The following is a 26,120-nucleotide window of genomic DNA, read 5'->3' as shown; positions in this document are numbered from 1 at the left end:
TGGCCCAGAGCTGTAGAGCCGGGCTTTATGAGTGAGTACCTGCCAGGCCAGACGGATAAAAAATCCGCGGTTCGGACAGGAAAAAATGACAAGCGCCAAAAAACGGCGCGTACGAATGTGAAGGCAGGCGAGACGATGGCAATGATGACCGGCAAATCGACGGCAACGATGGGTGATGATGCACATGCGAACCGTATCCATGGATCTTCTGCTACCGGAAATGAAAAGAGCCTGGTCGAGTTGAGCGGCAATGCAGGCGACGAGGTTTTCGAGCGCCTCACGGCAAAGCTGAAAGCCCGCGTTGGCACCGAGATTTATTCCAGCTGGTTCGGTCGTCTGAAACTCGACGATATCTCCAAGAGCATTGTCCGCCTGTCGGTTCCGACAGCATTTTTGCGCTCCTGGATCAACAATCACTATTCCGAACTGCTGACCGAACTGTGGCAGGAAGAAAACCCGCAAATCCTGAAAGTTGAAGTCGTGGTTCGCGGTGTAAGCCGCGTGGTGCGCAGCGCAGCTCCAGTGGAAGCCTGCGAAGCAGTTGAAACCAAGCCTGCTGTGGCTCCGCGCGAAAAGATGGTGTTTCCAGTTGGGCAGTCGCTCGGTGAAAAGCGCGGTTCCGCAGTCGTTGCAGAATCGGCTTCGGGTTCCGTTCTGGGTTCACCGCTCGACCCGCGCTATACGTTCGACAGCTTTGTCGATGGCGCATCGAATCGCGTGGCCCTTGCCGCCGCTCGCACCATTGCTGAAGCCGGTTCCAGCGCGGTGCGTTTCAATCCGCTTTTCATCCATGCTTCCGTCGGTCTCGGCAAGACGCACCTTCTGCAGGCAATCGCCGCCGCCGCGCTCCAGCGGCAGGAAAAGGCCCGCGTTGTCTATCTGACGGCTGAGTATTTCATGTGGCGCTTTGCCACCGCGATCCGCGACAACAATGCGCTGTCCTTCAAGGAACAGCTGCGCGATATCGACCTCCTCGTCATCGACGACATGCAGTTCCTGCAGGGCAAGTCGATCCAGCACGAGTTCTGCCATCTCCTGAATACACTGCTCGACAGCGCCAAACAGGTCGTTGTCGCTGCCGACCGTGCGCCGTCCGAACTGGAATCGCTCGATGTGCGTGTTCGTTCGCGTCTTCAGGGTGGCGTTGCGCTCGAAGTGGCGGCCCCTGATTACGACATGCGTGTCGAGATGCTGCGCCGCCGTCTCGCCGTCGCGCAGGCAGAAGATTCGAGCCTGAACATTGGTGAAGAGATTCTCTCCCACGTTGCCCGCACGGTCACCGGATCGGGCCGCGAACTGGAAGGTGCTTTCAACCAGCTTCTGTTCCGTCAGTCCTTCGAGCCGAACATCTCCATCGACCGCGTCGATGAGCTGCTCGGTCATCTGACCCGCGTTGGCGAACCGAAGCGTATCCGCATCGAGGAAATCCAGCGCATCGTGGCGCGTCACTACAATGTCTCGAAGCAGGACCTGCTGTCGAACCGCCGCACGCGCACCATCGTCAAGCCGCGTCAGGTGGCAATGTATCTCGCCAAGATGATGACGCCGCGCTCTCTGCCGGAAATCGGCCGCCGCTTCGGCGGACGCGATCATACGACCGTGCTGCACGCCGTGCGCAAGATCGAAGATCTGGTGGGCGCCGACACCAAGCTGGCGCAGGAACTGGAGCTTCTGAAGCGCCTCATCAACGATCAGGCGGCCTGATTACAGTAGCTTCCCCGCCATCAATCGCGGTTATCAACAAAAAGCCCGGGCCCTGTCGCTTTCCGACATGGCGCGGGCTTGCTTTTCTCCTTAAAAATCTGCCACTTTAACGGACCTTCTGGCGCCCCCGGCGCCTTATCGACAGGGGCCGCCTGCCTGCCCGTCAGATGCAGTTGTCCTGTCCCAGCGAGCGAGTGCGTTTGAACATGCGTGTTACCCTAGAGCGATCGAACCTTCTCAAATCTCTCAACCACGTCCATCGCGTCGTGGAGCGTCGCAACACGATACCTATCCTGTCGAATGTGCTTTTGCAGGCCGAGGGCGCAAGCCTCGCACTCAAGGCGACCGACCTTGATCTTGAGGTCAACGAAGCGACAGCCGCCATGGTGGAACAGGCAGGCGCTACGACGGTTCCGGCACATCTTCTTTATGACATCGTCCGCAAGCTGCCGGATGGCGCTGAAGTCATGCTGTCGACCAATCCGGATGGTGGTTCCATTTCGGTCATTTCCGGCAAGTCGTCTTTCCGCCTCCAGTGCCTGCCGCAGTCCGATTTCCCGGAACTGACCGCTGGTGCATTTACCCATTCCTTCCGGATCGAGGCGCAGGCTCTGAAGCGTCTCATTGACCGCACGCAGTTTGCGATTTCGACGGAAGAAACCCGCTATTACCTTAATGGCATTTTCTTTCACGCCATCGAAAGCGACGGCGCCCTGAAGCTGCGCGCTGTCGCGACCGACGGTCACCGTCTGGCGCGCGCCGAACTGGAAGCACCGTCCGGCACGGAAGGCATGCCGGGCATTATCATCCCGCGCAAAACGGTTGCCGAACTGCAGAAGCTGGTCGATGTGCCGGATGTGGTCGTTACTGTTGAACTGTCAGACGCCAAGATTCGCTTCACGGTTGGATCGGTGGTCCTCACCTCGAAGCTGATCGACGGAACCTTCCCGGATTACCAGCGCGTGATTCCGTCTGGCAACGACAAGAAGCTCACCATCGGACGCCAGGAGTTTGCGGCCTCCGTGGATCGCGTTTCGACCATTTCGAGCGAACGTGGCCGCGCGGTCAAGCTTTCGATCGCCGATGGCCAGCTGACGCTCACTGTCAACAATCCCGATTCCGGCAGCGCAACTGACGAGCTTGCGGCGGACTATGACGCCGATCCGCTCGATATCGGGTTCAACTCGAAATACCTGCTCGACATTACGAGCCAGCTTTCGGGTTCGGACGCGGTCTTCATGCTGGCCGATGCAGGTTCGCCGACGCTGGTGCGCGACACCGGCGATGAAGACGTGTTGTACGTGCTGATGCCTATGCGTGTTTAAAGAACAGAAAAGTGAATACGCCTGAGCCTAATCAAAGCCGCCCGGCCCGTGTATCGATCCGGCGGCTCAAGCTTGTGAATTTCCGCAATTATGCGGAACTGTCACTGCCGCTTGGGCCCGGCCATGTCGTGCTGACTGGTGAAAATGGTTCCGGCAAGACCAATCTGATCGAAGCAATTTCCTTTCTGTCGCCGGGACGCGGCCTGCGCCGCGCTGCTTATGACGATGTTGCCCGCACCAACTCGCTTGATGGCTTTGCTATTCATGCGGCGCTCGACTGTATGATTTACGGCGAAGCGGAAGTCGGCACCGGCACAGCAGGCGGCGGCGAGGGGGGGCGCAAGGTTCGTATCAACGGTATTGCGGGTTCCGGTGACGACATGCTCGACTATGCGCGCATCCTTTGGGTGGTGCCGTCGATGGATGGGCTTTTCACCGGAGGCGCTTCTGATCGCCGGCGTTTCCTCGACCGCATGGTGCTTGCTATCGATACCGCCCACGGCAAGCGTGTGCTCGATTACGAAAAAGCGATGCGCAGCCGCAACCGCTTGCTGAACGATGGCAGTAATGACGACCAATGGCTGGATGCGATCGAAAGCCAGATGGCGGAACTGGGCACAGCCATTGCCGCTGCCCGCGCCGAAGCCATGCGCCTGATTGCGGCGATGATTGAACGCCTGCCCGCCGAAGGGCCGTTTCCAAAGGCAGATTGCTTTCTGGAAGGGGCGCTGGAGCAGAGAATCAATGTCGAGGCGGCGCTCGATCTTGAAGAAGATTTCCGCCGTACCCTGCGCGATGGCCGTGCGCGAGACCGAGTGGCAGGCCGCACGCTTGAAGGCCCGCATCGCACCGATCTGATCGTCCAGCACAGACCCAAGTCCATGCCAGCCGCGCTCTGTTCCACGGGCGAACAAAAGGCGCTTTTGATTGGTCTCGTGCTTGCCCATGCCCGACTGACGGCCGAGCTTTCGGGCATGGCTCCGATTCTCCTGCTCGACGAAATCGCCGCACATCTCGATACGGGGCGCCGCGCGGCGCTCTTCGGCATCCTTGATGAGCTTGGCGGACAGGCCTTCATGACCGGCACGGATCGTGCGCTTTTCGAAGCGCTCGAAGGGGAAGCGCAATTCTTTAACGTCTCTGCCGGTCATCTCACCAGACTGTCTGATGCCTGATCCGAGAACCGGTTCCATTTTATGGATCGCGCCGTGAGGCAAAATATCCGCTGACAGCGCCTTGGGAGAGGCATATGTTCGGGGGTATGAATGCACCATCCAGACCATTTTCGTCCGAAGAACTTGAACGCTATGCGCGCCATATCGTGCTGCCAGAAATCGGTGGTCCGGGCCAGCAGAAGCTGAAGGCCGCCCGCGTGCTGATCGTCGGCGCAGGCGGTCTTGGCGCGCCTGTGCTGCAATATCTGGCAGCTGCCGGTGTCGGTACGCTCGGCATTGTCGATGACGACACTGTTTCGCTATCGAACCTGCAACGGCAGGTCATTCACGATACGGAAAGTGTGGGCCAGCCAAAGGTGGAAAGCGCGCTTGCCACCATTGCCCGTATCAATCCGCATGTGACGGTCGAAGGACACCAGTTTCGCCTCGATGCCGGTAACGTAGAAGCGTTGATCGGCAATTATGACGTTCTGGTGGATGGTTCGGACAATTTCACCACGCGCTATATTCTGGCCGATGCTGCTGCAAGGGTGGGACGCCCGCTCGTGACCGGTGCTATGGGCCGTTTCGATGGCACGGTCACCGTGCTGATGCCCTATACGACTGGACCGGATGGCACGCAGAACCCATCTTATCGCGATCTCTTTCCAGAAGCGCCGCCACCTGGAACAGTGCCGACCTGCGCCGAAGCCGGTGTGCTGGGCGTCCTGCCGGGCGTGATCGGCAGCCTGCAGGCGATGGAAGTTATTAAGCTCATCACCGGTATCGGCGAACCCTTGGTGGGCCGTCTGCTGCTTTACAACGCCTTGAATGTTCGCTTCGAAACCATTCGTTATAAGGCACGCAAGAAGGGCTGAGCATGGCATCGACACTAACCCATGAAGAGCGGTCGATAGCCGCCGGGGAACAGGGAGAAGGCGCTGCGATGGCCATGCGCATTGTCGCCGAAACAGCAAGGCTGATGGGCGCGCCGCGCCTTATTCCGGTTGCATCGGCACATATTGACGGTGCGCTTTATCACGGCGATAGCGGAACGCTTTTCGCAGAAAAGCTGGTTGAGGGTGGTGCAAAGGTCAAAGTCCGCTCGACGCTCAATGTCGGCTCTATCGATCTGACGGGCTGCTCGCGTCATCTTTTGCCGGCTCACGAAGCTGATATGGCCAAGCGCATGATGCGCGCCTATATCAAGCTTGGCTGCGAGCCGACCTGGACCTGCGCTCCGTATCAGGCGGGACACAGGCCAGCAAAGGGCACAGATGTCGCCTGGGGTGAATCCAATGCAGTCGTGTTCTGCAATTCGGTTCTGGGTGCGCGTACCAATCGTTATGGCGATTTCCTCGATATTGCCTGTGCGATTGCTGGCCGCGCGCCCGATTATGGTCTGCATCGCAGCGAAAACCGTCGCGCTACGGTGGTGATCGATATTTCAGGGCTGGACCCGGCGTTCCTGTCTTCGGAAGTGGCCTGGCCCATTCTCGGCAATCTGTTTGGTCGCAGTGTTGGCACGAATATCGGTGTCGTTGCAGGCAGTCCCGTCCATCCCGATGAAGACGATCTCAAGGCTTTCGGCGCGGCATCGGCATCGGTTGGAGCAGTCGGTCTGTTCCATGTTGCTGGTGTCACGCCCGAAGCGCCCGATCTTGAAACGGCTTTGCAGCACCAGAAGCCGGAAGGCGTCATCCGCGTCACACGAGAAATGATCGAGGCGACGCGCAAGCGTCTTTCGACAGTCGAGCAGGTCGATCATATCGATGCGGTTGCCATTGGCAGTCCGCATCTTTCGATAACCGAATTCGACCGTCTGGAGCGCGCCATAGCGGAACGCAAGCTCGCGGTGCCGCTTTATGCCTGCACGGGCCGTCATGCACTGGTTGAGCTGGAGAAAGACGGACGCAGGCAGGCGCTTGAAAAAGCAGGCGTCGTGATTGTCGCCGACACATGCGTGGTTGTTACACCAATTTTGCCAGCTAAGGATGATGCCATCCTTATGACGAATTCCGGCAAGTTCGCGCATTATGCACCTGGCAACACCGGCTATGGCGTGCTTTACGGTTCGTTGGAAGAATGCGTGGAAAGCGCGGTTGCGGGCAAACCGGTTTTCGGGAGGCAGGCGGCATGAGCATCGGGGAAAGCACCGTACTCGTTGCAGGAAAAGGGGCAGATGCTGAGGCGCTGGTTCTCTCCGCGCCGATTAGCTTCTGGGGCGGTGTCGATCCGAAGAGCGGGCGGATTGCCGATGTGCGCCATCCAGAACATGGGCAGAGCATCGCCGGGTGTGTGTTGTGCCTGCCCGGAACCATCGGGTCGTCATCGGCAGCAGCCGTTCTTCTGGAGTTGGTCCATAGCGGTCATGCGCCTGCGGCCATTGTCCTGCATGAACCGGATGCGATCCTGCTCCTTGGCCTCATCGTGGCTCGTGAAATGGGGCATGACGTACCCATCGCCGTTGAATTCGACCGCGAGGCGCAAAAGCAACTTGCCGGCCATCGGGTGACGGTCGGCGAGGATGGAGCAATTGGGATTGCTGCCTAATATTGCGTGCTGCGATCTACAATATGCTCCAGCGTCCCGTCCCGCTCGAAGGCTTCGATCTGCCGGATGATCTGCGGCACAAGAGCGGTTGCAGATGAGCTTGCCGCCGCGTGTGGAGTGATCGTCACGCGCGGATGATCCCAGAGCGGGCTGCTGGTCGGCAATGGTTCCTGCGTGAACACGTCAAGCGAAGCTGCCGAAAGAAGCCCGCGGTCGAGTGCGGCCAGAATATCGGCCTCGTTCTGCAGACCGCCTCGTCCGGCATTGATCAGCACCGGCGCGCCGAGAGGCCCGTCGCTCTTCAATTGCGCGAACATCGACATGGAGAGGATGCCCTTTGTGTCGGGCGTCAGCGGCAGCAGACAGACGAAGATGTCAGCCGTCTTGAGGAATTTCCCAAAGCCGTCCTTGCCGTGATAGGTCTGCACGCCATCGATCTCTTGCGGGCGACGGCTCCAGCCGGTGACGTTGAAGCCGAGCAACTTCAGCTTTTCAGCCGCGTCGCGACCCAGCACGCCGAGGCCCATGATGCCGACAGTGACTTCATGAGCAGCAGGCTGGCGGCGATCCTCATGCCAGACGTGATTCTGCTGCTGCTTGCGATAGCGCTGTCCGAGGCGGTGATGATCCAGCACCTGCCAGACGACATATTCTGTCATGCGCATGGTGAGATCGTCGGAGATGATGCGCACCAGTGGTACATCGGGAATCCGGTCATCGCGGAAGACATGATCGACGCCTGCGCCCAGCGAGAAGATCACCTTCAGATTGGGCAGGTTCTCAAGCGAGCCCGGCTTCTGCTTCCAGACAAGCGCATATTTGACGGACGGATCTTTTTCCGTGCGATCCGTCACCACCGGACGATCCGGCGCGTGATCCCGAAACGTCTTCAGCCAGATTTCAGGGTCCCAGTCGGTGATCGCCAAAAGGATGTTGCCCTTGGTTTCGCTCATTGTCGTGCTCCTCCCTCTGTTGCCTCCATCCGGAAGGCCGCCGCCATCAACGCCTTGGTATAGTCGGTCTGCGGGTTGGCGAAAACATCCTTCGCCGCGCCATATTCGACTGCCTTGCCGTTGCGCATCACCAGCACGTCATTTGCCAGCGCCCGCACCACTTTCAGATCGTGGCTGATGAAAAGATAGGCGAGATCATGCTTCTTCTGCAATGCGCGTAACAGATCGACCACCTGCGCCTGCACGCTCATATCGAGCGCGGAGGTCGGTTCGTCCAGCATAACAAATTTCGGGTTCAGCACCATGGCACGTGCAATGGCGACGCGCTGGCGCTGGCCACCTGAAAATTCGTGCGGATAGCGGAAGCGGGTTTCCGGATCGAGATTGACCTCGTTGAGCGCGGCAACAACACGCGCATCGCGTTCGTCTGCCGACAGTTTAGGCTCATGCACCAGAAGCCCTTCGGCGATGATGTCCGCGATGGTCATGCGCGGAGAGAGCGAGCCGAATGGGTCCTGAAACACGATTTGCATCTCGCGGCGCAGCGGGCGCATATCTTTGAAGCTGAACTTAGCTATATCGCGCCCGTCGAACCTGATCTCGCCCTTGGATGAAATCATGCGCGACAGTGCGAGGCCAAGCGTCGTCTTGCCGGAACCCGATTCGCCGACGACGCCGAGCGTCTGTCCGGCGCGTAAGTTTACGTCGATGCCGTCCACCGCCTTCACATGGTCGACGGTCTTGCGCATGAACCCCTTCTTGATCGGGAACCAGACACGGATATCCTTGCCTTCCATCACCGTTTTTGCTGCTGGATCGGCGGCAGGCGGCTCGCCCTTCGGTTCAGCCGCAAGCAGGTGCTTGGTGTAGGGATGCTGCGGGTTTTCGAAAATCTCTTTGGTCGGCCCGGCCTCGACGATCTTGCCCTTGCTCATCACGCAGACCTTGTCGGCGATCTTGCGCACAATGCCGAGGTCGTGGGTGATGAAGAGCATCGACATGCCCTGTGCAGCTTTAAGCTCGGCCAGCAGCTTCAAGATTTGGGCCTGCACGGTGACATCGAGCGCTGTGGTCGGTTCGTCGGCAATCAGCAGCTTCGGCTTGTTGGCAAGCGCCATGGCGATCATGACGCGCTGGCGCTGGCCGCCGGAAAGCTGGTGCGGGAAGGCCGACAGGCGCTTTTCCGGTTCGCGAATGCCGACTTCGTTCAGAAGTTCCAGCGTCCGCGCCCGTGCGGCCTGCTCCCCCATGCCTTGATGCATTTTCAGGATTTCACCGATCTGCCTCTCCACACTGTGCAGCGGATTGAGCGATGTCATCGGCTCCTGAAAGATCATCGTGATGTCGTTGCCGCGCACACGGCGCAGTTCCGGCTCCGAAGCCTTCATCAAATCCTTGCCATTGAAAAGAATTTCTCCGGAAGGATGGCTGGCAGACGGATAAGGCAGCAGCTTCAGGATGGACAGGGCCGAGACGGATTTGCCTGATCCCGATTCGCCGACAAGGGCGACCGTTTCGCCTTCGGCAATGTCGAAGGATACGCGGTCGACGGAAATGCGTTCCTCGCCATTCTGGCGGAATGCGACGGACAGATCGCGAACGGACAGCAGGATATTGTTCCCTGATTCGATCATTGACCCGCTCATTGGCCCACTCATTGAAATGCCTTTCGCGGATCGAAGGCGTCGCGTGTTGCCTCACCGATGAAGATCAGAAGCGACAGCATCAGCGAGATGACCACAAAGCCGGTAATGCCGAGCCAGGGTGCCTGCAGGTTATTCTTGCCTTGTGCGAGCAGTTCGCCCAGCGAAGCTGAACCGGGCGGCAGGCCGAAACCGAGGAAGTCGAGCGAGGTGAGGGTGGTGATCGAGCCGTTCAGGATGAAAGGCAGGAAAGTCAGTGTCGCGACCATGGCGTTGGGCAGGAGATGCCGCCACATGATGGTGCCGTTCTTCACGCCGAGCGCACGCGCCGCGTTCACATATTCGAAGTTTCGCGCTCGCAGAAATTCCGCGCGCACGACGCCGACGAAAGCCACCCATGAAAACAACAACATGATGCCCAGAAGCACCCAGAAGCCGGGCGGCAATATCGCCGCGATAATCAGCAACAGGTAGAGAACCGGGATCGAGGACCAGATTTCGATGAAGCGCTGGAACAGAAGATCGACCCAGCCGCCGAAATAACCCTGAACCGCACCTGCTGTCACACCGATGATAGCGGAGAAGAAGGTGAGAATCAGGCCGAACAGCACCGAAATACGGAAGCCGTAGAGTGCGCGTGCGAATACATCGCGCGCCTGATCGTCGGTGCCGAGCAGATTGAAATTGCCGAAGCGACAATTGGGATCGCTCACGCCTTGCGGATAGCGCTGGCAGCGCTCTTCCGCTGAATAGAGCCAGAACGGTTTGGAAGGCGCGGCTTCCGGTATCTCGTTGTTCACGGTGTTGTAGGAATAGCGGATCGGTGGCCAGATGGCCCAGCCATTGTTGTTGATTTCATCCTGTATCACCGGGTCGCGATAGTCGGTGACGGCATAAAAGCCGCCGAATTTCTCTTCCGGATAATCCACGAAAACCGGCATCAGCAACTCGCCCTTGTAGGAAACGAGAATGGGCCGGTCATTTGCGATGAACTCGGAACAAAGCGCTGCGATGAGCAGGAACAGGAAGATCCACAGCGACCAGTAACCGCGCTTGTTGGCCTTGAAGTTCTGCCAGCGGCGCTTGTTGAGTGGTGAAAGAAACGGACGTTTTACCGGCTTTGCGGTTGGGGTGAGGGTGGTGTCGGTCATCACACGTCCCTCCGGTCGAAGTCGATGCGCGGATCGATCCACGTATAGGTGAGGTCGGACAAAAGGCCGACCAGAAGGCCGATCAGCGAGAAGATGAAGAGATTGGCGAAGACTACCGGATAATCGCGGTTGATGACCGACTGGTAGCCCAGCAGTCCAAGCCCGTCGAGCGAGAAGATGGTTTCGATCAAAAGCGAACCGGTGAAGAAGGCCGAGATGAAGGCGCCCGGAAAACCGGCGATCACGATCAGCATCGCATTGCGGAAGACGTGCCGATAGAGAACCTGATTCTCGGTCAGCCCTTTGGCGCGCGCCGTGGTTACATATTGCTTGCGGATTTCTTCCAGAAACGAATTCTTGGTCAGCAACGTCGTTGTGGCGAAGGCGGAAAGCACGAGTGCAGTCACCGGCAGCACCATATGCCACAGATAGTCGCCGATCTTGCCCCAGAACGACATTTGCGCGAAATCGGGAGAGGTGAGGCCACGCAGCGGGAACCAGTCGAAGAACGAGCCGCCCGCAAACAGCACGATCAGCAGGATCGCAAACAGGAAGCTTGGGATGGCGTAACCGACGATGATGACGGCACTGGTCCAGGTGTCGAAGCGCGAACCATCCTTGATCGCCTTGCGAATGCCGAGCGGAATCGAAATCATGTAGGACAGAAAAGTCAGCCACAGGCCGAGCGAGATTGAAACCGGCATCTTTTCCTTGATGAGGTCGATCACGCTGATATCGCGAAAATAGCTGCGGCCGAAATCGAAGCGCAGATAGTTCCACAGCATCTGGCCGAACCGTTCCAGCGGCGGCTTGTCGAAACCGAACTGCTTTTCCAGATCGGCAATGAATTGCGGGTCGAGCCCCTGCGCGCCGCGATATTTGGAATTGACCGAGCCGCTGTCGACGGCACTTTGCCCGAAATCGCCACCACCGCCGGAAAGGCGGTCGAGAGCGTCGCCGCCCTGGCCTGAAAGCTGCGCAATCACGCGCTCGACCGGACCGCCCGGGGCGAACTGAACCACAGCGAAGGAAATAGCCATGATGCCGAGTATCGTCGGAATCATCAGAAGCAGACGGCGGAGAATATATGCGCCCATCAGCCCGGTTTTCTCCGCAGGTTCAGGTTTATCTTATGGCTTGCCAACAGCTTCTGCCTTTTCATTATAGAGCGTGATTTCGAAAACCGGTTTCGGTTTCGCGAAATCAGGCCTTGATCCACCACAGCGTCTCGACGGGAAAGCCATAATCGGGCTTCGGCTCCTTGAAACCGAACCGGTCCCAATAGGCCGCGAGATGATTCGCTGTCGTCCAATTTGGAATCCAGTCGCGCCGGATACGCAAGTACCGATCGAGCACCTGCATCGTGGCGACGAGTTCTTCGCGCGTCGAAACCTTGCCGATATCTGCAATCAGCGCATCGATCAACGGGTCTTCCGTACCGGGAAGATTATAGCTGCCCGGCACCTTGGCCGATTCGGAACCAAACATCCCGGCAAGCGATTCCTGCGTCGGCGTGGGGCTAAACTGCAACGCCATACCCACCATGTCGAACTGGAAGTCCTGCATCCGTACCTGATACTGGCTTGCATCGACAAGCCGCAGGCTGGCGTCAATGCCGATGGCGCGCAACTTCTGCACATAAGGATTGTAGACCCGGGTGAAGGCTTCGGAATTGGAAAGAATCTCCAGCGCGAATTTCGACCCGTCTTTGTCGTGGAACTGGCCGTTCTTGCGCTCGAAACCCGCTTCCTCCAACAGCTTGATGGCCTGCGCGAACTGCGCGCGGTCGCGGCCTGTTCCGTCCGATACCGGCATTAGCACGGCTTCACTGAAAACCGCATCCGGCAGTTTTCCGCGATAACGTTCAAGAACTTTCAGTTCATCGGGCGTCGGCATGCCGCTCGCCTGAAAATCTGATCCGTTGAAGCACGACTGCGAGCGGGCATAGACCTTGTAGAAAAGGTTCTCATTCGTCCATTCGAAGTCGAAGCAGAGCGCAATTGCTTCGCGCACGCGCGGATCGCGGAACCGTTCGCGGCGCTGGTTCAGCGCCCATGCCTGCATCAGCGGGCGCTTCTCTTTCGGAAAAGTGCGCTTGATGACCTTTCCCTGCTGGATGGCCGGGAAGTCATAGGCCGTCGCCCAGTTCTTGGAGACGGTCTCCTCGCGGTAGTCGATACTGCCTTTCTTGAAGGCTTCGAATTGCGGCTGGCGGTCGCGGAAAAACTCGATACGGATGCGGTCGAAATGATTGAAGCCCTTCTGCACCGGCAGATCTTTCGCCCAATAATCCTCAACGCGCTCATACTCGATGAACTGACCGGCGGCGAAATTGCCGACCTTGTAAGCGCCTGAGCCCAGCACCGGCTCCATGGTCGTGGCTTCGAAATCGCGATCTTTGAACCAGCTTTCCGACAGGATCGGCACGGCCACGGCATCAAGGATGGCGTTCGGTCCGCGCCCTTCGACGAAGCGCATGCGCACTTCTCGGCTGCCGGTTGCCTCCACCTTTTCGACGCCTGCCAGATACTGGCGCAGCGTTGGATGGCCTTTCTGCTTGATGGTCGCATAGGTGAACAGCACGTCTTTCGCCTCAATAGGCGAGCCGTCGTGAAAACGCGCCTCCTTGCGAAGCTTGAAAGTGCAACTGCGGCGATCTTTCGAAAGCGTCGCACTTTCCGCGATGAGACCATAGACAGAATCCGGCTCATCCAGCGCCGAAGCCATCAGCGTATCGAAGGTCAGCTCCATGCGCGGCGGCGCATCACCCTTGAACGTGAAGGTATTGAGCGTATTGAACGTGTCGGTATTCTGGTTCCAGACCCAGCTCGACGGCGCGAAATTGAACGTGCCGCCCTTCGGTGCTTCGGGACTGGCATAGTCGAAATGGGAGAAATCGGGACCGTATTTCAGGTCACCGAAAGTCGAAAGCCCATGCAGCGCTTTGCCTGTCGGAATGTCGGCAAAAGCCCTTGGCGGCAGGAAGGCTGCAACGGCGGCACTTCCCGAAAACCCCAGAAAATGGCGGCGGTTCATGCGAAGGATTGTCATTCTCGCTCCGCCCTCATTCACTGCCGGTTTTGAGCTTGGCTTCCTTCGCAGGGTCTATCCACCAGGAGAACGGGTCAATCCCAAGATAGTCCGGCTGCTTTTCAGGCATTCCGAATTTATTCCAATAGGCCACTTTGATCTTGTCATCATACCATTGCGAGATGACGTAATAGTTCCACAAAAGTGCCCGGTCGAGCGCATGGGTCGAGGCGACCAGCTCTTCACGATCCTTGGCATAGATGACATGGTCGATCAGCTTGTCGATGGCTGGGTTCTTGATACCGGCATAGTTGCGGCTGCCTTTGAAGTCGGCGGCCTTCGAGCCCCACATGTCGCGCTGCTCATTGCCGGGTGAGGCAGTTTGCGGGATGATTGAGGTGACCACATCATAGTCGAAATCATTGACGCGGGCCTGATATTGCGCCGTGTCGACGATACGCACGGTCGCGTTGATGCCGATCTTGCGCAGGCTTGCGGCGAACGGATTGTAAATACGCTCGTCCGTCGGATCCTTGCCGAGAAATTCGATGGTGAACGGATTGCCCTTGGCATCGACGAGCTTGTTGCCCTGCACTGTCCAGCCGGCTTCCGAAAAGAGTTTCAGCGCGGTGCGCAGATTTTCGCGGGTGGCCTGCGGTGTGTCATAGACCGGCAGCTTGAATTCCTTCGTCAGTGCATCAGCAGGAAGCGAATCCTTCACCGTTTCCAGAATGGCCTGTTCCTCGGGCGTCGGCGGGCCGCTCAATTCCAGTTCGTTGCCTGCGAAATAGCTGTTGATGCGCTTGTACTGATTGAAGAACAGCAGGCGGTTCATCGATTCGAAGTCGAAGGCGTAGGTCAGCGCCTGACGGACTTTCGGGTCTTTGAACTTGTCGCGGCGCGTGTTCAGGAAATAGCCCTGCATACGTCCGACGGCGTGATAAGGGAACGAAGCCTTTACGACATCGCCGCGCTGCACGGCTGGAAAATTATACTGTTCAGCCCAGCGCTGGGCACGATTCTCGTTGCGATAATCGTACTGTCCGCCCTTCTTGAAGGCTTCCCAGGTTGCATCCTCGTTGAAATAGTACTCGTAGCGCAGGCGGTCGAAATTATTGCGCCCGACATTGACGCCCAAATCCTTGCCCCAATAGTCATCGACGCGCGCCCAGGTGATGGAGCGTCCGGGCGTCATGCTGTCGATCTTGTAGGCGGAAGAGCCGAGCGGGATTTCAAGCGTCGGACGGGTAATGTCGCGCTGCTTGCCCTGTGCATCCTTGCCTTCCCACCAGTGCTTGGGCAGAACGGCAAGCTGTCCCAGAATCTGCGGCAATTCGCGATTGCCCTTTTGGCTGAAGGTGAATTTCACCTCATGTTCGCCAGTCTTTTCCGCCTTCTCCACGTCGCCATAATATTTGTTGTACATCGGCGACTGCTTCTTCAGCACATCGAACGACCAGATCACGTCATCGACGGTGATCGGCTGGCCATCGTGCCATTTCGCTTTTGGATTGAGCTTGAACTTAACCCAGGAGAAATCATCGGGATATTGCAGGGCTTCAGCAATGAGCGGGTATTGCGTCGATCCCTGATCGAGCGAATCCGTCATCAGCGTGTCGTAGAGAAGACCGCCGCCGAAATCGGACAGGCCAGCGGCTGCGACCCCCTGCACCACAAACGGATTGAGACTGTCGAAGGTGCCAACGGCGACCATGTTCAGCGTGCCGCCTTTCGGCGCATCGGGATTCACATAGTCGTAGTGCTTGAAATCAGCAGGATATTTGGGCTCGCCAAGCAGGCTGGAGGAATATCGCCATTGGGGTTCCGCGTCATTTGCGCGACCAATTGAAACCGTGCTCGCAAGCATGGCCACCGCAAACGCACCCGCCCAAAAAGCTCTCATCCAGCCTCTCCGTTCCTGTTTCGGATATATTCGAACGAGTTTTATGGGTTTTTGCGGAGGAAGAAAGGCATGCGGGCAAGAAATTTAATGCGGGCACGAAAAAAGCCCGGCGAACCGGGCTTTGATCATGTTTCTATCCTGCAGGCTTAATTGGCGGGTGCCGGTTCTGCAGGCTTCTGTTCGCCGCCTTCTGCAGGCTTTTCGCCTTCGGCTGGCTTGGCTTCGCCGCCCTCAGCCGGCTTTGCATCGCCATCAGCGGCAGGTGCCGCATCAGCGGTCGGCAGCGGAGCCGGATTGTCGGACAGTGTGCGCAGATAAGCGATCAGATCAGCGCGTTCATTGTCCTTCTTGTCGCCAGCAAAGCCCATGGCCGTGCCCTTGATGTAGCCCTTCGGCGAGGTCAGGAACTTGTTGAGATGTTCAAAATCCCACTTGTTGCCCGCAGCACCGAACTCCTTCATGGGAGCCGAATAGCCGAAACCTTCAACAGAGGCAGCCGGACGGTTCACGACATCCCACAGATGCGGACCGACCTTGTTGGCGCCACCCTTTTCACCGGTATGGCATGCAGCGCAACGCTTGAAGACGGTTTCACCGCGCGCCGGATCGGCAGACTGCAGCAACGTCGCAATGGAAACTTCTTCCTTGGCCGGTGCAGCGCCCCCTTCACCGGTCGAGGCTTCCGCCGCTTCGATGATAAAGCCCGGCTTTTCGGGCGCAGGCGAGTGAAACAGCGAATCGGACAGGATGCCTGTCGTCATGACAACGAAAACCGTTGCCAGAAAAGCCATGATAAACTTGTTAGTCCGGGTTGAATTCATCGCCGGTCAGCGCTCCCTCTACCAAAACGCTCTCCCCGAGAACGCTCTCCTAGCCGGCATGCAAACCTTCAATAAAGGTCGCAATTCTCTCCCCGGCATCGGGCGGAAACTAGGTCTTTTACCAGGGCGATGCAACACCTATAACGGTAACTAGACCCGTGACTTTTTGACACTTTTGATGCATTTCCAGCGCCTCGAAAGCGGTTTAAAAGACGTCCGCGACCTTATCGATCTCAAGAGGCGATGATGCTTCAGACATTAAAGACACTCACTCTTATCCCGGCACGCATGGCGTCCACGCGGCTGCCGAACAAGCCGCTCGCCGATATTTGCGGCAAGCCGATGATCGTGCATGTGGCCGATCGTGCAGCGGCTGCAAAGCTGGGCCGGACGGTGGTTGCAACCGACAGCGAAGAGATTTTTTCAATCGTTACCGCGCATGGCCACGAAGCCATCATGACGCGCGAGGATCACGAATCCGGCTCCGACCGCATCTATGAAGCATTGATGAAAGTCGATCCGGCGGGCGAGTTTGATGCCGTGGTGAACGTTCAGGGCGACCTGCCGACCATCGATCCCGATATCATCCGCCGTGCGCTTCTGCCGTTGGAAGACGGACCTGCCGACATTGCAACGCTCGGCGTCGAAATCGAGGAAGAGTCGGAGAAGACCAATCCGAGTGTGGTGAAGATCGTCGGCTCCCCGCTTGCCGGCAACAGCCGCCTGCGCGCACTTTATTTCACCCGCGCAACCGCGCCCTACGGTGAAGGCCCGCTTTATCACCATATCGGCCTTTACGCCTATCGCCGCTCAGCGCTTGAACGCTTTGTGAAGCTTGGGCCGTCTCCCTTGGAGAAGCGCGAAAAACTCGAGCAATTGAGGGCTCTTGAAGCCGGAATGCGTATTGATGTGGAACTTGTGAGGACGGTGCCGCTCGGCGTTGATACGCAGGCCGATCTTGACCGCGCGCGCATTCTTGTAGCACAGGGTATCTAACGGGCCACCGATGAGTGGCATTTAAGAAAGCATGGTACGATGAAAACCAACAGGATTTCCTTTCAGGGTGAAGCGGGCGCGAATTCCGATACGGCGTGCCGCAACATGTTTCCCGATATGGAGCCTTTGCCGTGCCCGACTTTCGAGGATGCCTTCAACGCGGTTGAAACCGGCGCTGCCGACCTCGCCATGATCCCGATCGAGAACACTCTGGCCGGTCGCGTCGCCGATATTCATTATCTGCTGCCGCTCGCCGACATGCATATCATTGGCGAATATTTCCTGCCGATCCATTTCCAGCTGATGGTACTTCCGGGCGTCAAGCGCGAGGAAATCAAGACGGTACACAGCCATGTCCATGCGCTTGGCCAGTGCCGCAACGTCATCCGCCAGAATGGCTGGAAGGGCGTCATCGCAGGCGATACGGCGGGAGCGGCTCGCCTCGTCGCCGATATGAAAGACCGTTCCATGGCGGCTTTGGCACCAAGCCTTGCCGCTGAGCTCTATGGTCTCGATATTCTGGAAGAAAATGTCGAGGATTCGGAAGATAACGTGACCCGCTTCGTTGTTCTGTCCAAGAACAAGCAATGGGCACAGCGTCCCGAAAACGGCGAACGCATCGTGACGACTTTTGTCTTCCGCGTGCGCAACGTCCCGGCTGCGCTCTACAAGGCGCTGGGCGGCTTTGCCACCAATGGCATCAACATGACGAAGCTCGAAAGCTATCAGATCGGCGGGCGTTTCATCGCCACGCAGTTCTATGCCGATGTCGAAGGACACCCGGAAGACGCCAATCTGCAGTTCGCGCTGGAAGAATTGCGGTTCTTCACCAAGGAAGTGCGGATTCTCGGCGTCTACAAAGGCAGCGATATCCGAGATACGCATCTGCTGGCAGCAGAATAATCAGCCTGCGTCGTAGACCCAGGCCTTTATCAGATGGGTTGCGATGGCGCCGGACGGTGGCACCCGCAACCCATTTTCATGTGTGCCTTCCAGCATTGTCCGCACTTCGGCCTTCGAGAACCAGCGACCGTCTTCCAATTCCGAACGGTCGATAGTGAAGTCGTCGCTCAAAACCTCGGCATGACAGCCGATCATCAGCGAATAGGGAAACGGCCAGGGCTGGCTCGCATGATAGGCAACGCGACCGATGGAGAGCCCCATTTCCTCGACACTTTCGCGGCGCACGGCGGCCTCGATTGTTTCGCCGTGCTCGATAAAGCCTGCGAGGCAGGAATAGGAACCGGGTGCGAAATGCGGGCTGCGGGCCAGAATGCATTTTTCGCCGCGTACCGGCAGCATAATCGCCACCGGGTCGGTACGCGGGAAATGTTCCGCACCACAGTTCGGGCATTGCCGCTTGGCACCGCCAGCGCGCATGTCGGTTTTTGTACCGCAGCGTCCGCAGAAACGGTGATTGGCATGCCATGCGGTCAGCGCTGCGGCTTGCGCCAGCGCGCCGAGCAGGTCGGCGGATACCAGTCCTTCGGTATAAATGCTGCGATAATCCTGCAGACGGAAAGGCGTTTCCGTCGTCTCGGGGTCGAGCGGTGTCGTCAAAGCGACAAGCGGCGCGCCGTCCTGAAGACCGAGAAAAATCGGCTCGTGAAGATCAGGCGCAAAGTCCTTCGCCTCACCGAGGCGGAACAATGCGCGGGGCGCTTTTTCATCGGCGTAGTCGAGAAGCAGCCGGTTACCGCCAAGCAACATGATTCGCGTTTCGGGAAGTTCCAGCGCTGTGAAGGCAGAGTCATCCTGCCGCTTTTCGGATTGGCGGTCGATCCGGTTGCCGGAAAATCCGACAGATCGGCTCGGTTCGATTTCCGGCAGATCGTAGAGACGGAAAGTCATATCTATCTCGGCATTGTTGGGGGATTTAAAGCGCATCCCGAAAAGTGTGAAACGATTTTCGGAAAAGATACGCGTGAAAGCAAATTAAAGCGCCGTGCGAATGTCGGCGATCAGCTGGCGGGCGTCTTTTTCGTCATAGGTCTCGCGGGTGCCAAAGCCCCAGACAGGGCCGGGCCAGCCCGCATCGCCTTCATTGCGGGCGATCACATGCAGATGCAGCTGCCGAACGATATTGCCGAGCGCGCCCGTATTGATCTTCTGGCAACCCGTCACAGTCTTGAGTGCCTGCGCAACGATGCCCAACTCGAAGGTCAGCATGGTCTGGTCGAGTGGCGTCATGTCATGGATTTCAGCTAGGCCAGGACGGCGCGGCACCAGGATCAACCATGGCCAGCGCCGATCGTTCATCAACCGAAGCTCGCACAGGCCGAGCTTGGCCACGGAAAAAGTGTCGGCATTGAGCCGTTTATCGAGTTCGAATTGTTCCATAGGCCGACATTTACCAGTTTTTTTCGTCCAGCGCTTGCTTTTTGCGTGGCGCCCTCCTTGCTTTTTGCTTCACAATTGACGATATGCAGCGTGGGAGGTTGGTGGTGGACGAGCCACTCGCCAACCGGGTCAGGTCCGGAAGGAAGCAGCCCTAACGAGCCACGGCACGGGTCATCGTGCCAGCCTCCCACCCTTTCTCGCTACGCCGACGACTGTTGATGGGTTGCCTCTTTGGTTGACGCCGCTCATGCGTCCGGTCCAAACTGGCGACTGAGAAAAAGCGGAACAGGAAGAACGGAAGGGTCGCTATGGACACAAAATCCGCCGATGGCGCCTATCGCGTTCTCGCCCGCAAGTATCGCCCCCAGAATTTCAACGACCTTATCGGCCAGGAGCCGATGGTTCGCACGCTCAAGAACGCGTTCGAGACGGGCCGCATTGCGCAGGCCTGGATGCTTACCGGCGTTCGCGGGGTCGGCAAGACCACGACAGCGCGCATTCTGGCGCGTGCGCTCAATTACAAGACCGATACGATCGACCAGCCGACCATCGACCTTTCCGTGCAGGGCGAAAACTGCCAGGCGATCATGGAAGGCCGTCATGTCGATGTGATCGAGATGGATGCCGCCTCGCATACCGGTATCGACGATATCCGCGAGATCATCGAGCAGGTGCGTTACCGCCCGGTTTCGGCGCGCTACAAGGTCTACATCATCGACGAAGTGCACATGCTCTCCAATCAGGCTTTCAACGGCCTGTTGAAGACACTGGAAGAGCCACCGCCGCACGTCAAATTCATCTTTGCCACCACCGAAATCCGAAAAGTTCCGATCACGGTTCTGTCGCGCTGCCAGCGCTTCGACCTGCGCCGTATCGAATCGGGCACGCTGGCGCAGCATCTGCGCCGCATCGCGGAAGCGGAACAGATCGCGGTGGATGATACGTCGCTCGCCATGATCGCACGCGCAGGCGAGGGCTCGGCGCGCGATTCGCTGTCGATCTTCGATCAGGCCATCGCGCATGGTGCGGGTACTGTCACGGCGGAAGCCGTGCGCTCCATGCTGGGCCTTGCCGACCGTGCCCGTATCATCGACCTCTTCGAGATGCTGATGCGTGGCGATGTGGCTGGCGCACTGACGGAATTTCGCGCGCAGTATGATGTCGGTGCCGACCCGTCGGTCGTGCTGACCGATCTTGCCGATTTCAACCATCTCGTGACACGACTGCGTTTCACGCCGGATGTGGCCGAAGACGTGTCCCTGTCGGAAGATGAGCGCGTGCGCGGTCGTGAATTCGCGCAGAAACTTTCTGTCCGTGTGCTGTCGCGCACATGGCAGATGCTGCTCAAGGGCATTGCGGAAGTCGATACGGCGACGAGACCGGTTCAGGCTGCAGAAATGCTTTTGATCCGGCTTGCCCATGCCGCAGATCTGCCGACGCTGGACGAGGCGATTCGCGGTCTCGACAATGGCTCCGTTTCGGCGCCGCGTCCGCAGCCGGGCAATCCGCGGCCGAATGGCGGCGGTGGTGCGCCGGAAGCGCGTTTTGCCGCCGATGCGGTTGGATCGTCTTCGATGGCTCCAGCTTCCGGTGGACCGGCAACAGCCATGCGTATCGTGGAAACACCACCGCAGCCGGTTCAGCCGTCAGCCGCACCGCAGCAGTTTGTCGAGAACACGCCGCAGCCTTCGGTGCCGGTCAACAGCTTGCATGATGTCGTCGCACTTGCCGACAAGCACCGCGACATGCAGTTCAAGATTCTGGTCAAGGGTTGCGTGCGCCTTGCATCCATTGCACCCGGGCGGCTCGAAATCGGCCTGACCGACGATGCGCCGAAATCTCTGCCGAGCGATATTTCGCAACGCCTCCTGAACTGGACCGGCATTCGCTGGGTAGTGACGGTCGCGCGTGACGTGGCCGGGCAGACCATTTCGGAGGCGGAAACCGAGCGACGCGACAATCTGGTGACGGATGCCCGCGCCGATCCCGATGTCGCCGCTATTCTCGCGGCCTTTCCGGGGGCAAAAATCACCGACGTGCGCATTGCCGTACCGGAACAGAATGACGACGAGGACATTGACCTCGATGCCGTGGTGGAAACACCGGGCGCACCGTCTGAAGACGACTGATTTACGGAATGATGGAGTGAACCCATGCGTGACATGATGGGCATGATGAAGCAGGCGAAGGAATTGCAGGCCAAGATGAAGGCCATGCAGGACGAGATCGCCACCATGGAAGCCTCGGCCTCTTCGGGCGGCGGGCTGGTGACGATCACGCTTTCCGGCAAGGGCACCCTGTCGGCGCTGAAAATCGATCCGTCGCTGATGAAGGAAGAAGAGGTGGAAATCCTCGAAGACCTGATCATCGCGGCGCATAACGACGCCAAGGCCAAGCTTGAAGCGGCCATGGCCGAGAAGACGCAGTCGCTCACCGCTGGTCTGCCGATTCCTCCGGGGTTCAAGCTGCCGTTTTAAGTGAGTAGGGCAGTAAGGCATTAGGGCAGTATGTTTTATCTGCCCGAAACGTTGCTGCCTCTGCTTTCCTTATTGTCTTACCGCCCTATTGCCGTATTGCCTTAAAAGATGTCCAAACGAATAGCCGGTCCCGAAATCGAACGTCTTATCCAGCTCCTGGCCCGCGTGCCGGGGCTTGGGCCGCGTTCGGCCCGTCGTGCGGCGCTGCATCTCATCAAGAAGAAAGAAGCGCTTCTGGTGCCGCTTGGTGGCGCCATGCAGGAAGCTGCCGAAAAGGTACGCATCTGTTCTTGTTGCGGCAATGTCGATACGTCCGATCCGTGCACGATCTGCACCGATGAACGTCGCGATCCCACCACTCTTATTGTCGTGGAAGACGTTTCCGATCTCTGGGCGTTGGAGCGGGCAGGCACGATGAATGTGCGCTATCACGTTCTCGGCGGTCGCCTGTCACCGCTCGATGGCATCGGCCCGGACGATCTCAACATCAAAGGACTGGTGGAACGGGTTTCCACGGGTGAGATCAAGGAAGTGATTCTCGCGGTCAACGCTACCGTCGAAGGCCAGACCACGGCGCATTACATCACCGACCAGCTGTCGAGCTTCGACGTTCGTGTCACGCGGCTTGCCCATGGCGTTCCGGTCGGCGGCGAGCTTGATTATCTGGATGAAGGCACGCTTGCTGCCGCCTTGCGGGCAAGAACCACCCTTTAGAACTAATGGAGAAGGCATGGCAGCGGGAAATTGGAAGCATAGCCTGAAGATTGGTCTCGCACTGCTTGCCAGCCTTGCCATTTCTCCCGCCATTGCCGCGCCGTCCAAGGCGCAGATTGAAAGCCAGTATCGCAACTGGCTCGAAAAGGACCTTTGGCCGGAAGCGAAGGCAGCAGGCGTATCGCGCGCCGTGTTCGATCAGGCTTTTGCCGGTGTCTCGATCAACTGGAAGCTGCCAGACCTTGTCATCCCCGGCGAAAAGCCCTCGACACCGAAAGAGCAGAAACAGGCGGAATTCGGTGCACCCGGCAAATATTTCAATGCAAAGACGATGGGCGCGGTCACAAGCGGTGGCAAGGCGCGCTATGGCCAATATGCCAATCTCCTGAAGCGCATCGAACAGAAATACGGTGTTCCGGGGCCGATCCTGCTTGCCGTATGGGGCCGCGAATCCGGCTTCGGTACGGTGAAGATTCCCTACAATGCCTATGAGGTTCTTGGCACCAAGGCTTTTATGGCCACCCGCAAGGACATGTTCCGGAAGGAACTGATTGCTGCGCTCGAAATCGCTTCCAGGGGCTATATCGACGAAGCCGCTATGAAAAGCTCATGGGCGGGTGCACTCGGCCAGCCGCAATTCATGCCGACTTCCTATCTGAAACATGCTGTCGATTTCGACGGTGACGGCAAGCGCGACATCTGGAACTCGGTGCCGGATACGCTCGCCTCCATCGCCAATTATCTGAAGCTGCATGGTTGGCAGAAGGGGCGTGACTGGGGCTTTGAAGTGAGCGTTCCGCAGAACGTATCCTGCTCGCTGGAAGGTCCGGATCAGGGCAAGACGATTGCCGAATGGGCAAAGCTCGGCATTACGCGGGTGAATGGCAAACCGTTTCCGGCCAATGAAATGAAGGGCGAGGGCTTTCTGCTCATGCCCGCTGGTCGCTACGGTCCGGCCTTTGTCGTGAGCCCGAATTTCTACGTGCTCAAAGACTATAATATGAGCGATCTCTACGCGCTCTTCATCGGTCACGTCGGTGATCGTATCGCCTATGGCGCGGGCGATTTCAGCCGTGGATGGGGCGACGTCGGCTCCATGTATCGCTCTGATATCGGCGCAATGCAGAAACGCATGCAGGCGCTGGGCTATGATGTCGGCAAGCCGGACGGTCTGCCCGGCTTCAAGACCCGCCGCTCGATCGGCCTGTGGCAGGCGAAAAACGGCATGGCGTCAACCTGCTTCCCGCAGCCGGAGCTATTACGTCAGATCCGCTGATCCCCGCCACTCAGCAAGTTGGCGAAAGACTGCAGCGCTTTCGTCCTGTAGCGGTCGTTGTGCTGCAGCATGAGAAACTGGCGCTGCGGGAGAGCAAAATCCGCCTTTACCAGAGTTCCGGCAGCAAGATGCGGGGCGGCGACAAGTTCCGATATGGCCGTCACGTAATCACCGGAGCGCACCGCCGAACAGATGGCTTCGTTCGATGGCAGTTCCAGCGCCACATGCAGTCGCGCCGGATTATAACCGGAAGCGCGCATCGCATCCTCGAAAACGCTGCGCGTTCCCGATCCCTGTTCACGCAAGATCCATTTTCCCTCGAAAAGCCGATCCCAGGTGAGTTTGCCGCCCGTACCCCAGTCATGATGGGGGCGCGCCACCAGAATAAGCTGGTCGCTTGCAACCTTGCTGATTGATAGCGACGGCGCCTGCACAGCACCTTCGACGAGGCCAATATCGGCGACGCCTTCCTGTGTCGCCTCGGTAACGCTTTCCGTATTGCCAAGCGTCAGTCGCACGTCGATCAAGGGGTAGGCGGCGTGAAACCGTGCCAGAAAGGACGGCAGCCAATAGCTGGCGATGGTCTGGCTGGCATGAATGGCGAGAATGCCCCGTTTGCCGCCACCAAGTTCCGATAGCATCCGCTCGGCAGAACGGGCGCGCGCAAACGTTGCGCGTGCCTCGTCCAGAAACATGCGCCCGTCACCGGTCAGCTCGATCCGCCGCCCGATGCGGTTGAAGAGCGTCGCTCCGTAGCGATCTTCCATGGTGCGGATGGCCGAACTGACCGCCGAAGGGGTCAGATGCAGGGCTTCCGAGGCTCGCGTGAGGTGCTCACGCTCGGCGACTTCAATGAAAATTCGTAGCTGTTCCAGTGTCATAGCGATGATCGTTCGATTTTTTCAAATGAAATATGCCATATAATGAAATGGATTGAACAGGGAAAAACAGGCATCTAATCGAAAAATAATTCTCATACGAGCATTTCCAGCAAAAGTGCGAAGCGGTTTTGCGCGGGATAATGCGAAAAATGCAGACAGTCAGATTTGAAGTGCTGAAAATGACCTACTCCAAAATCCAGAACATCCTCCCGGGACTTGGCTTGAGCGTCGCCGTTGCTATCGCCGCGATCGGACTCGAAAAAGTCGAGGAACATTATGCAGGGCGCGCCTGGCTCGAAGCGCTGGTGATCGCCATCCTCCTCGGCACGGTCGTGCGGACGTTCCTGCGTCCGGGCAAGCATTTCAACAAGGGCATCGGCTTTTCCGCCAAGCTTCTTCTGGAAATTGCAGTGGTATTGCTTGGCGCGTCGATCAGCGCCAGCGCGGTGGTGGCCGCGGGTTCGGGCCTTATTTTCGGTATTGCAGGCGTCGTGGTGCTGGCTATTACGCTCAGCTACGGGATCGGGCGTTTGCTGAAGCTTCCGCATCGGATGGCCGTGCTGGTCGCCTGCGGGAATTCCATTTGCGGCAATTCCGCTATTGCCGCAACCGCACCGGTTATCGGCGCGGGAAGCGAGGACGTGGCGGCTTCGATCGCCTTTACCGCTATTCTCGGCGTGGTCGTCGTGCTGCTTCTGCCACTGCTGGTGCCGATTCTGGGGCTTTCGCACACGCAATATGGCGTGCTGGCTGGCCTGACCGTTTATGCAGTGCCACAGGTTCTGGCGGCCACTGCGCCGGTCGCGACGATCAGTGTCCAGCTTGGCACGCTGGTGAAACTCGTGCGCGTTCTGATGCTGGGACCGGTTATTCTTGCGCTGGCGCTTCTCGCCGGTAACAAGGATGCGAATGCCAAGCCGGGCTTCTTCCAGCTGGTGCCATGGTTCATCCTCGGCTTCCTTGGCATGATGGCGCTGCATTCGCTGCATCTGATACCGGAAACGATTCTGCCTGGCATTCAATATGCCTCGACCATACTCACCATCATTTCGATGGCGGCCCTTGGCCTCGGCGTCGATATCCGTTCGGTGGCGTCGGCAGGTGGCCGGGTGACACTGACCGCAGTGCTTTCGCTCGTTGCGCTCTGCGCAATCAGCCTTGGCCTGATCCATATGCTCAGCGTTGCATAAAAAGGGCCG

The 26,120-nt window shown here is 58.3% G+C and carries 23 protein-coding genes and 1 other RNA gene; 14 read left to right on the top strand and 10 right to left on the bottom strand.

The window, feature by feature from the left end; genetic code table 11:
* Positions 1 to 141: 141 nt before the first annotated feature.
* The 6 genes from dnaA (at position 142) to AC1RHM_RS18055 (ending at position 6,736) form a co-directional block, all read left to right on the top strand.
* Positions 142 to 1,704, top strand: a complete 1,563-nt coding sequence (gene dnaA / locus AC1RHM_RS18080) for a chromosomal replication initiator protein DnaA (RefSeq protein WP_011982245.1) — start codon at positions 142 to 144, stop codon at positions 1,702 to 1,704.
* A gap of 206 nt (positions 1,705 to 1,910) precedes the next feature.
* On the top strand, positions 1,911 to 3,029 hold the full coding sequence (dnaN, locus tag AC1RHM_RS18075) for a DNA polymerase III subunit beta (protein WP_010657811.1): 1,119 nt from the start codon (positions 1,911 to 1,913) through the stop codon (positions 3,027 to 3,029).
* 11 nt (positions 3,030 to 3,040) lie between these two features.
* Positions 3,041 to 4,204: a DNA replication/repair protein RecF gene (gene recF / locus AC1RHM_RS18070; RefSeq protein ID WP_010657812.1), complete on the top strand. Its 1,164-nt coding sequence runs from the start codon at positions 3,041 to 3,043 to the stop codon at positions 4,202 to 4,204.
* 74 nt (positions 4,205 to 4,278) lie between these two features.
* Entirely contained in the window at positions 4,279 to 5,061 is a 783-nt protein-coding gene (locus tag AC1RHM_RS18065) for a molybdopterin-synthase adenylyltransferase MoeB (protein ID WP_010657813.1), read from the top strand.
* A 2-nt stretch (positions 5,062 to 5,063) separates the two neighbouring features.
* Positions 5,064 to 6,323 carry an aconitase X gene (locus AC1RHM_RS18060; RefSeq protein WP_029375828.1) on the top strand — a complete coding sequence of 420 codons (1,260 nt, stop codon included), beginning with the start codon at positions 5,064 to 5,066 and terminating at the stop codon, positions 6,321 to 6,323.
* Entirely contained in the window at positions 6,320 to 6,736 is a 417-nt protein-coding gene (locus AC1RHM_RS18055) for an aconitase X swivel domain-containing protein (protein ID WP_010657815.1), read from the top strand. The genes AC1RHM_RS18060 and AC1RHM_RS18055 overlap by 4 nt, the downstream gene beginning before the upstream one ends.
* Here the strand turns inward: AC1RHM_RS18055 and AC1RHM_RS18050 are convergent.
* From AC1RHM_RS18050 to AC1RHM_RS18020, 7 genes are all read right to left on the bottom strand, one after another.
* Positions 6,733 to 7,689 (bottom strand): 2-hydroxyacid dehydrogenase, encoded by a 957-nt coding sequence (locus AC1RHM_RS18050; RefSeq protein WP_010657816.1) that lies wholly within the window; start codon positions 7,687 to 7,689, stop codon positions 6,733 to 6,735. The two genes, AC1RHM_RS18055 and AC1RHM_RS18050, sit on opposite strands and share 4 nt — an antisense overlap.
* Positions 7,686 to 9,347 carry an ABC transporter ATP-binding protein gene (locus AC1RHM_RS18045; protein WP_050897417.1) on the bottom strand — a complete coding sequence of 554 codons (1,662 nt, stop codon included), beginning with the start codon at positions 9,345 to 9,347 and terminating at the stop codon, positions 7,686 to 7,688. Before AC1RHM_RS18045 ends, AC1RHM_RS18050 begins: the two co-directional genes overlap by 4 nt.
* Complete coding sequence (locus AC1RHM_RS18040) at positions 9,344 to 10,483, bottom strand: ABC transporter permease (RefSeq protein ID WP_010657818.1); 1,140 nt, start codon at positions 10,481 to 10,483, stop codon at positions 9,344 to 9,346. Before AC1RHM_RS18040 ends, AC1RHM_RS18045 begins: the two co-directional genes overlap by 4 nt.
* Positions 10,483 to 11,580 (bottom strand): microcin C ABC transporter permease YejB, encoded by a 1,098-nt coding sequence (locus AC1RHM_RS18035; protein ID WP_010657819.1) that lies wholly within the window; start codon positions 11,578 to 11,580, stop codon positions 10,483 to 10,485. Before AC1RHM_RS18035 ends, AC1RHM_RS18040 begins: the two co-directional genes overlap by 1 nt.
* Before the next feature lie 106 nt (positions 11,581 to 11,686).
* Positions 11,687 to 13,534 carry an extracellular solute-binding protein gene (locus tag AC1RHM_RS18030; protein ID WP_010657820.1) on the bottom strand — a complete coding sequence of 616 codons (1,848 nt, stop codon included), beginning with the start codon at positions 13,532 to 13,534 and terminating at the stop codon, positions 11,687 to 11,689.
* Positions 13,535 to 13,547: 13 nt separating this feature from the next.
* The gene (locus tag AC1RHM_RS18025) at positions 13,548 to 15,416 is read right to left on the bottom strand and encodes an extracellular solute-binding protein (protein WP_010657821.1); all 1,869 of its coding nucleotides are present in this window, start codon (positions 15,414 to 15,416) and stop codon (positions 13,548 to 13,550) included.
* A gap of 146 nt (positions 15,417 to 15,562) precedes the next feature.
* Positions 15,563 to 16,237 carry a c-type cytochrome gene (locus AC1RHM_RS18020; protein ID WP_029375830.1) on the bottom strand — a complete coding sequence of 225 codons (675 nt, stop codon included), beginning with the start codon at positions 16,235 to 16,237 and terminating at the stop codon, positions 15,563 to 15,565.
* Positions 16,238 to 16,483: 246 nt separating this feature from the next.
* Here AC1RHM_RS18020 and AC1RHM_RS18015 point away from each other — a divergent pair, with 246 nt between their 5' ends.
* Together AC1RHM_RS18015 and AC1RHM_RS18010 are read left to right on the top strand one after the other, a co-directional pair.
* Positions 16,484 to 17,233 carry a 3-deoxy-manno-octulosonate cytidylyltransferase gene (locus AC1RHM_RS18015; RefSeq protein WP_010657824.1) on the top strand — a complete coding sequence of 250 codons (750 nt, stop codon included), beginning with the start codon at positions 16,484 to 16,486 and terminating at the stop codon, positions 17,231 to 17,233.
* A 39-nt stretch (positions 17,234 to 17,272) separates the two neighbouring features.
* Positions 17,273 to 18,136 (top strand): prephenate dehydratase, encoded by an 864-nt coding sequence (locus AC1RHM_RS18010; RefSeq protein WP_010657825.1) that lies wholly within the window; start codon positions 17,273 to 17,275, stop codon positions 18,134 to 18,136.
* On the opposite strand, the gene nudC is transcribed toward AC1RHM_RS18010, so the two are convergent.
* Both nudC and AC1RHM_RS18000 read right to left on the bottom strand, forming a co-directional pair.
* A complete protein-coding gene (gene nudC, locus AC1RHM_RS18005; RefSeq protein WP_010657826.1) occupies positions 18,137 to 19,084 on the bottom strand; it encodes an NAD(+) diphosphatase in 948 nt (315 codons plus the stop codon).
* 84 nt (positions 19,085 to 19,168) lie between these two features.
* A complete protein-coding gene (locus AC1RHM_RS18000) occupies positions 19,169 to 19,573 on the bottom strand; it encodes an HIT domain-containing protein (protein ID WP_010657827.1) in 405 nt (134 codons plus the stop codon).
* Between the two features lie 93 nt (positions 19,574 to 19,666).
* Here AC1RHM_RS18000 and ffs point away from each other — a divergent pair.
* From ffs to AC1RHM_RS17975, 5 genes are all read left to right on the top strand, one after another.
* Positions 19,667 to 19,764: signal recognition particle sRNA small type (ffs, locus tag AC1RHM_RS17995), an RNA gene on the top strand.
* A 117-nt stretch (positions 19,765 to 19,881) separates the two neighbouring features.
* Positions 19,882 to 21,702 carry a DNA polymerase III subunit gamma/tau gene (locus AC1RHM_RS17990; RefSeq protein ID WP_010657828.1) on the top strand — a complete coding sequence of 607 codons (1,821 nt, stop codon included), beginning with the start codon at positions 19,882 to 19,884 and terminating at the stop codon, positions 21,700 to 21,702.
* Between the two features lie 24 nt (positions 21,703 to 21,726).
* Positions 21,727 to 22,050, top strand: coding sequence for a YbaB/EbfC family nucleoid-associated protein (locus tag AC1RHM_RS17985; protein ID WP_010657829.1), 324 nt, complete (start codon positions 21,727 to 21,729; stop codon positions 22,048 to 22,050).
* Positions 22,051 to 22,158: 108 nt separating this feature from the next.
* Entirely contained in the window at positions 22,159 to 22,764 is a 606-nt protein-coding gene (recR, locus tag AC1RHM_RS17980; RefSeq protein ID WP_010657830.1) for a recombination mediator RecR, read from the top strand.
* A 16-nt stretch (positions 22,765 to 22,780) separates the two neighbouring features.
* Positions 22,781 to 24,040 (top strand): lytic murein transglycosylase, encoded by a 1,260-nt coding sequence (locus tag AC1RHM_RS17975; protein WP_010657831.1) that lies wholly within the window; start codon positions 22,781 to 22,783, stop codon positions 24,038 to 24,040.
* Here the strand turns inward: AC1RHM_RS17975 and AC1RHM_RS17970 are convergent.
* The gene (locus AC1RHM_RS17970) at positions 24,028 to 24,921 is read right to left on the bottom strand and encodes a LysR family transcriptional regulator (protein ID WP_010657832.1); all 894 of its coding nucleotides are present in this window, start codon (positions 24,919 to 24,921) and stop codon (positions 24,028 to 24,030) included. The two genes, AC1RHM_RS17975 and AC1RHM_RS17970, sit on opposite strands and share 13 nt — an antisense overlap.
* 179 nt (positions 24,922 to 25,100) lie before the next feature.
* Between AC1RHM_RS17970 and AC1RHM_RS17965 the strand changes: the two genes are divergently transcribed.
* A complete protein-coding gene (locus AC1RHM_RS17965; protein ID WP_010657833.1) occupies positions 25,101 to 26,111 on the top strand; it encodes a YeiH family protein in 1,011 nt (336 codons plus the stop codon).
* Positions 26,112 to 26,120: the final 9 nt, after the last annotated feature.

The organism is Brucella sp. GW823-FHT04E01, from assembly GCF_058796175.1.
Note: the sequence above shows the minus strand (reverse complement) of the source record. Positions and strands in the feature narration are given on the sequence as shown.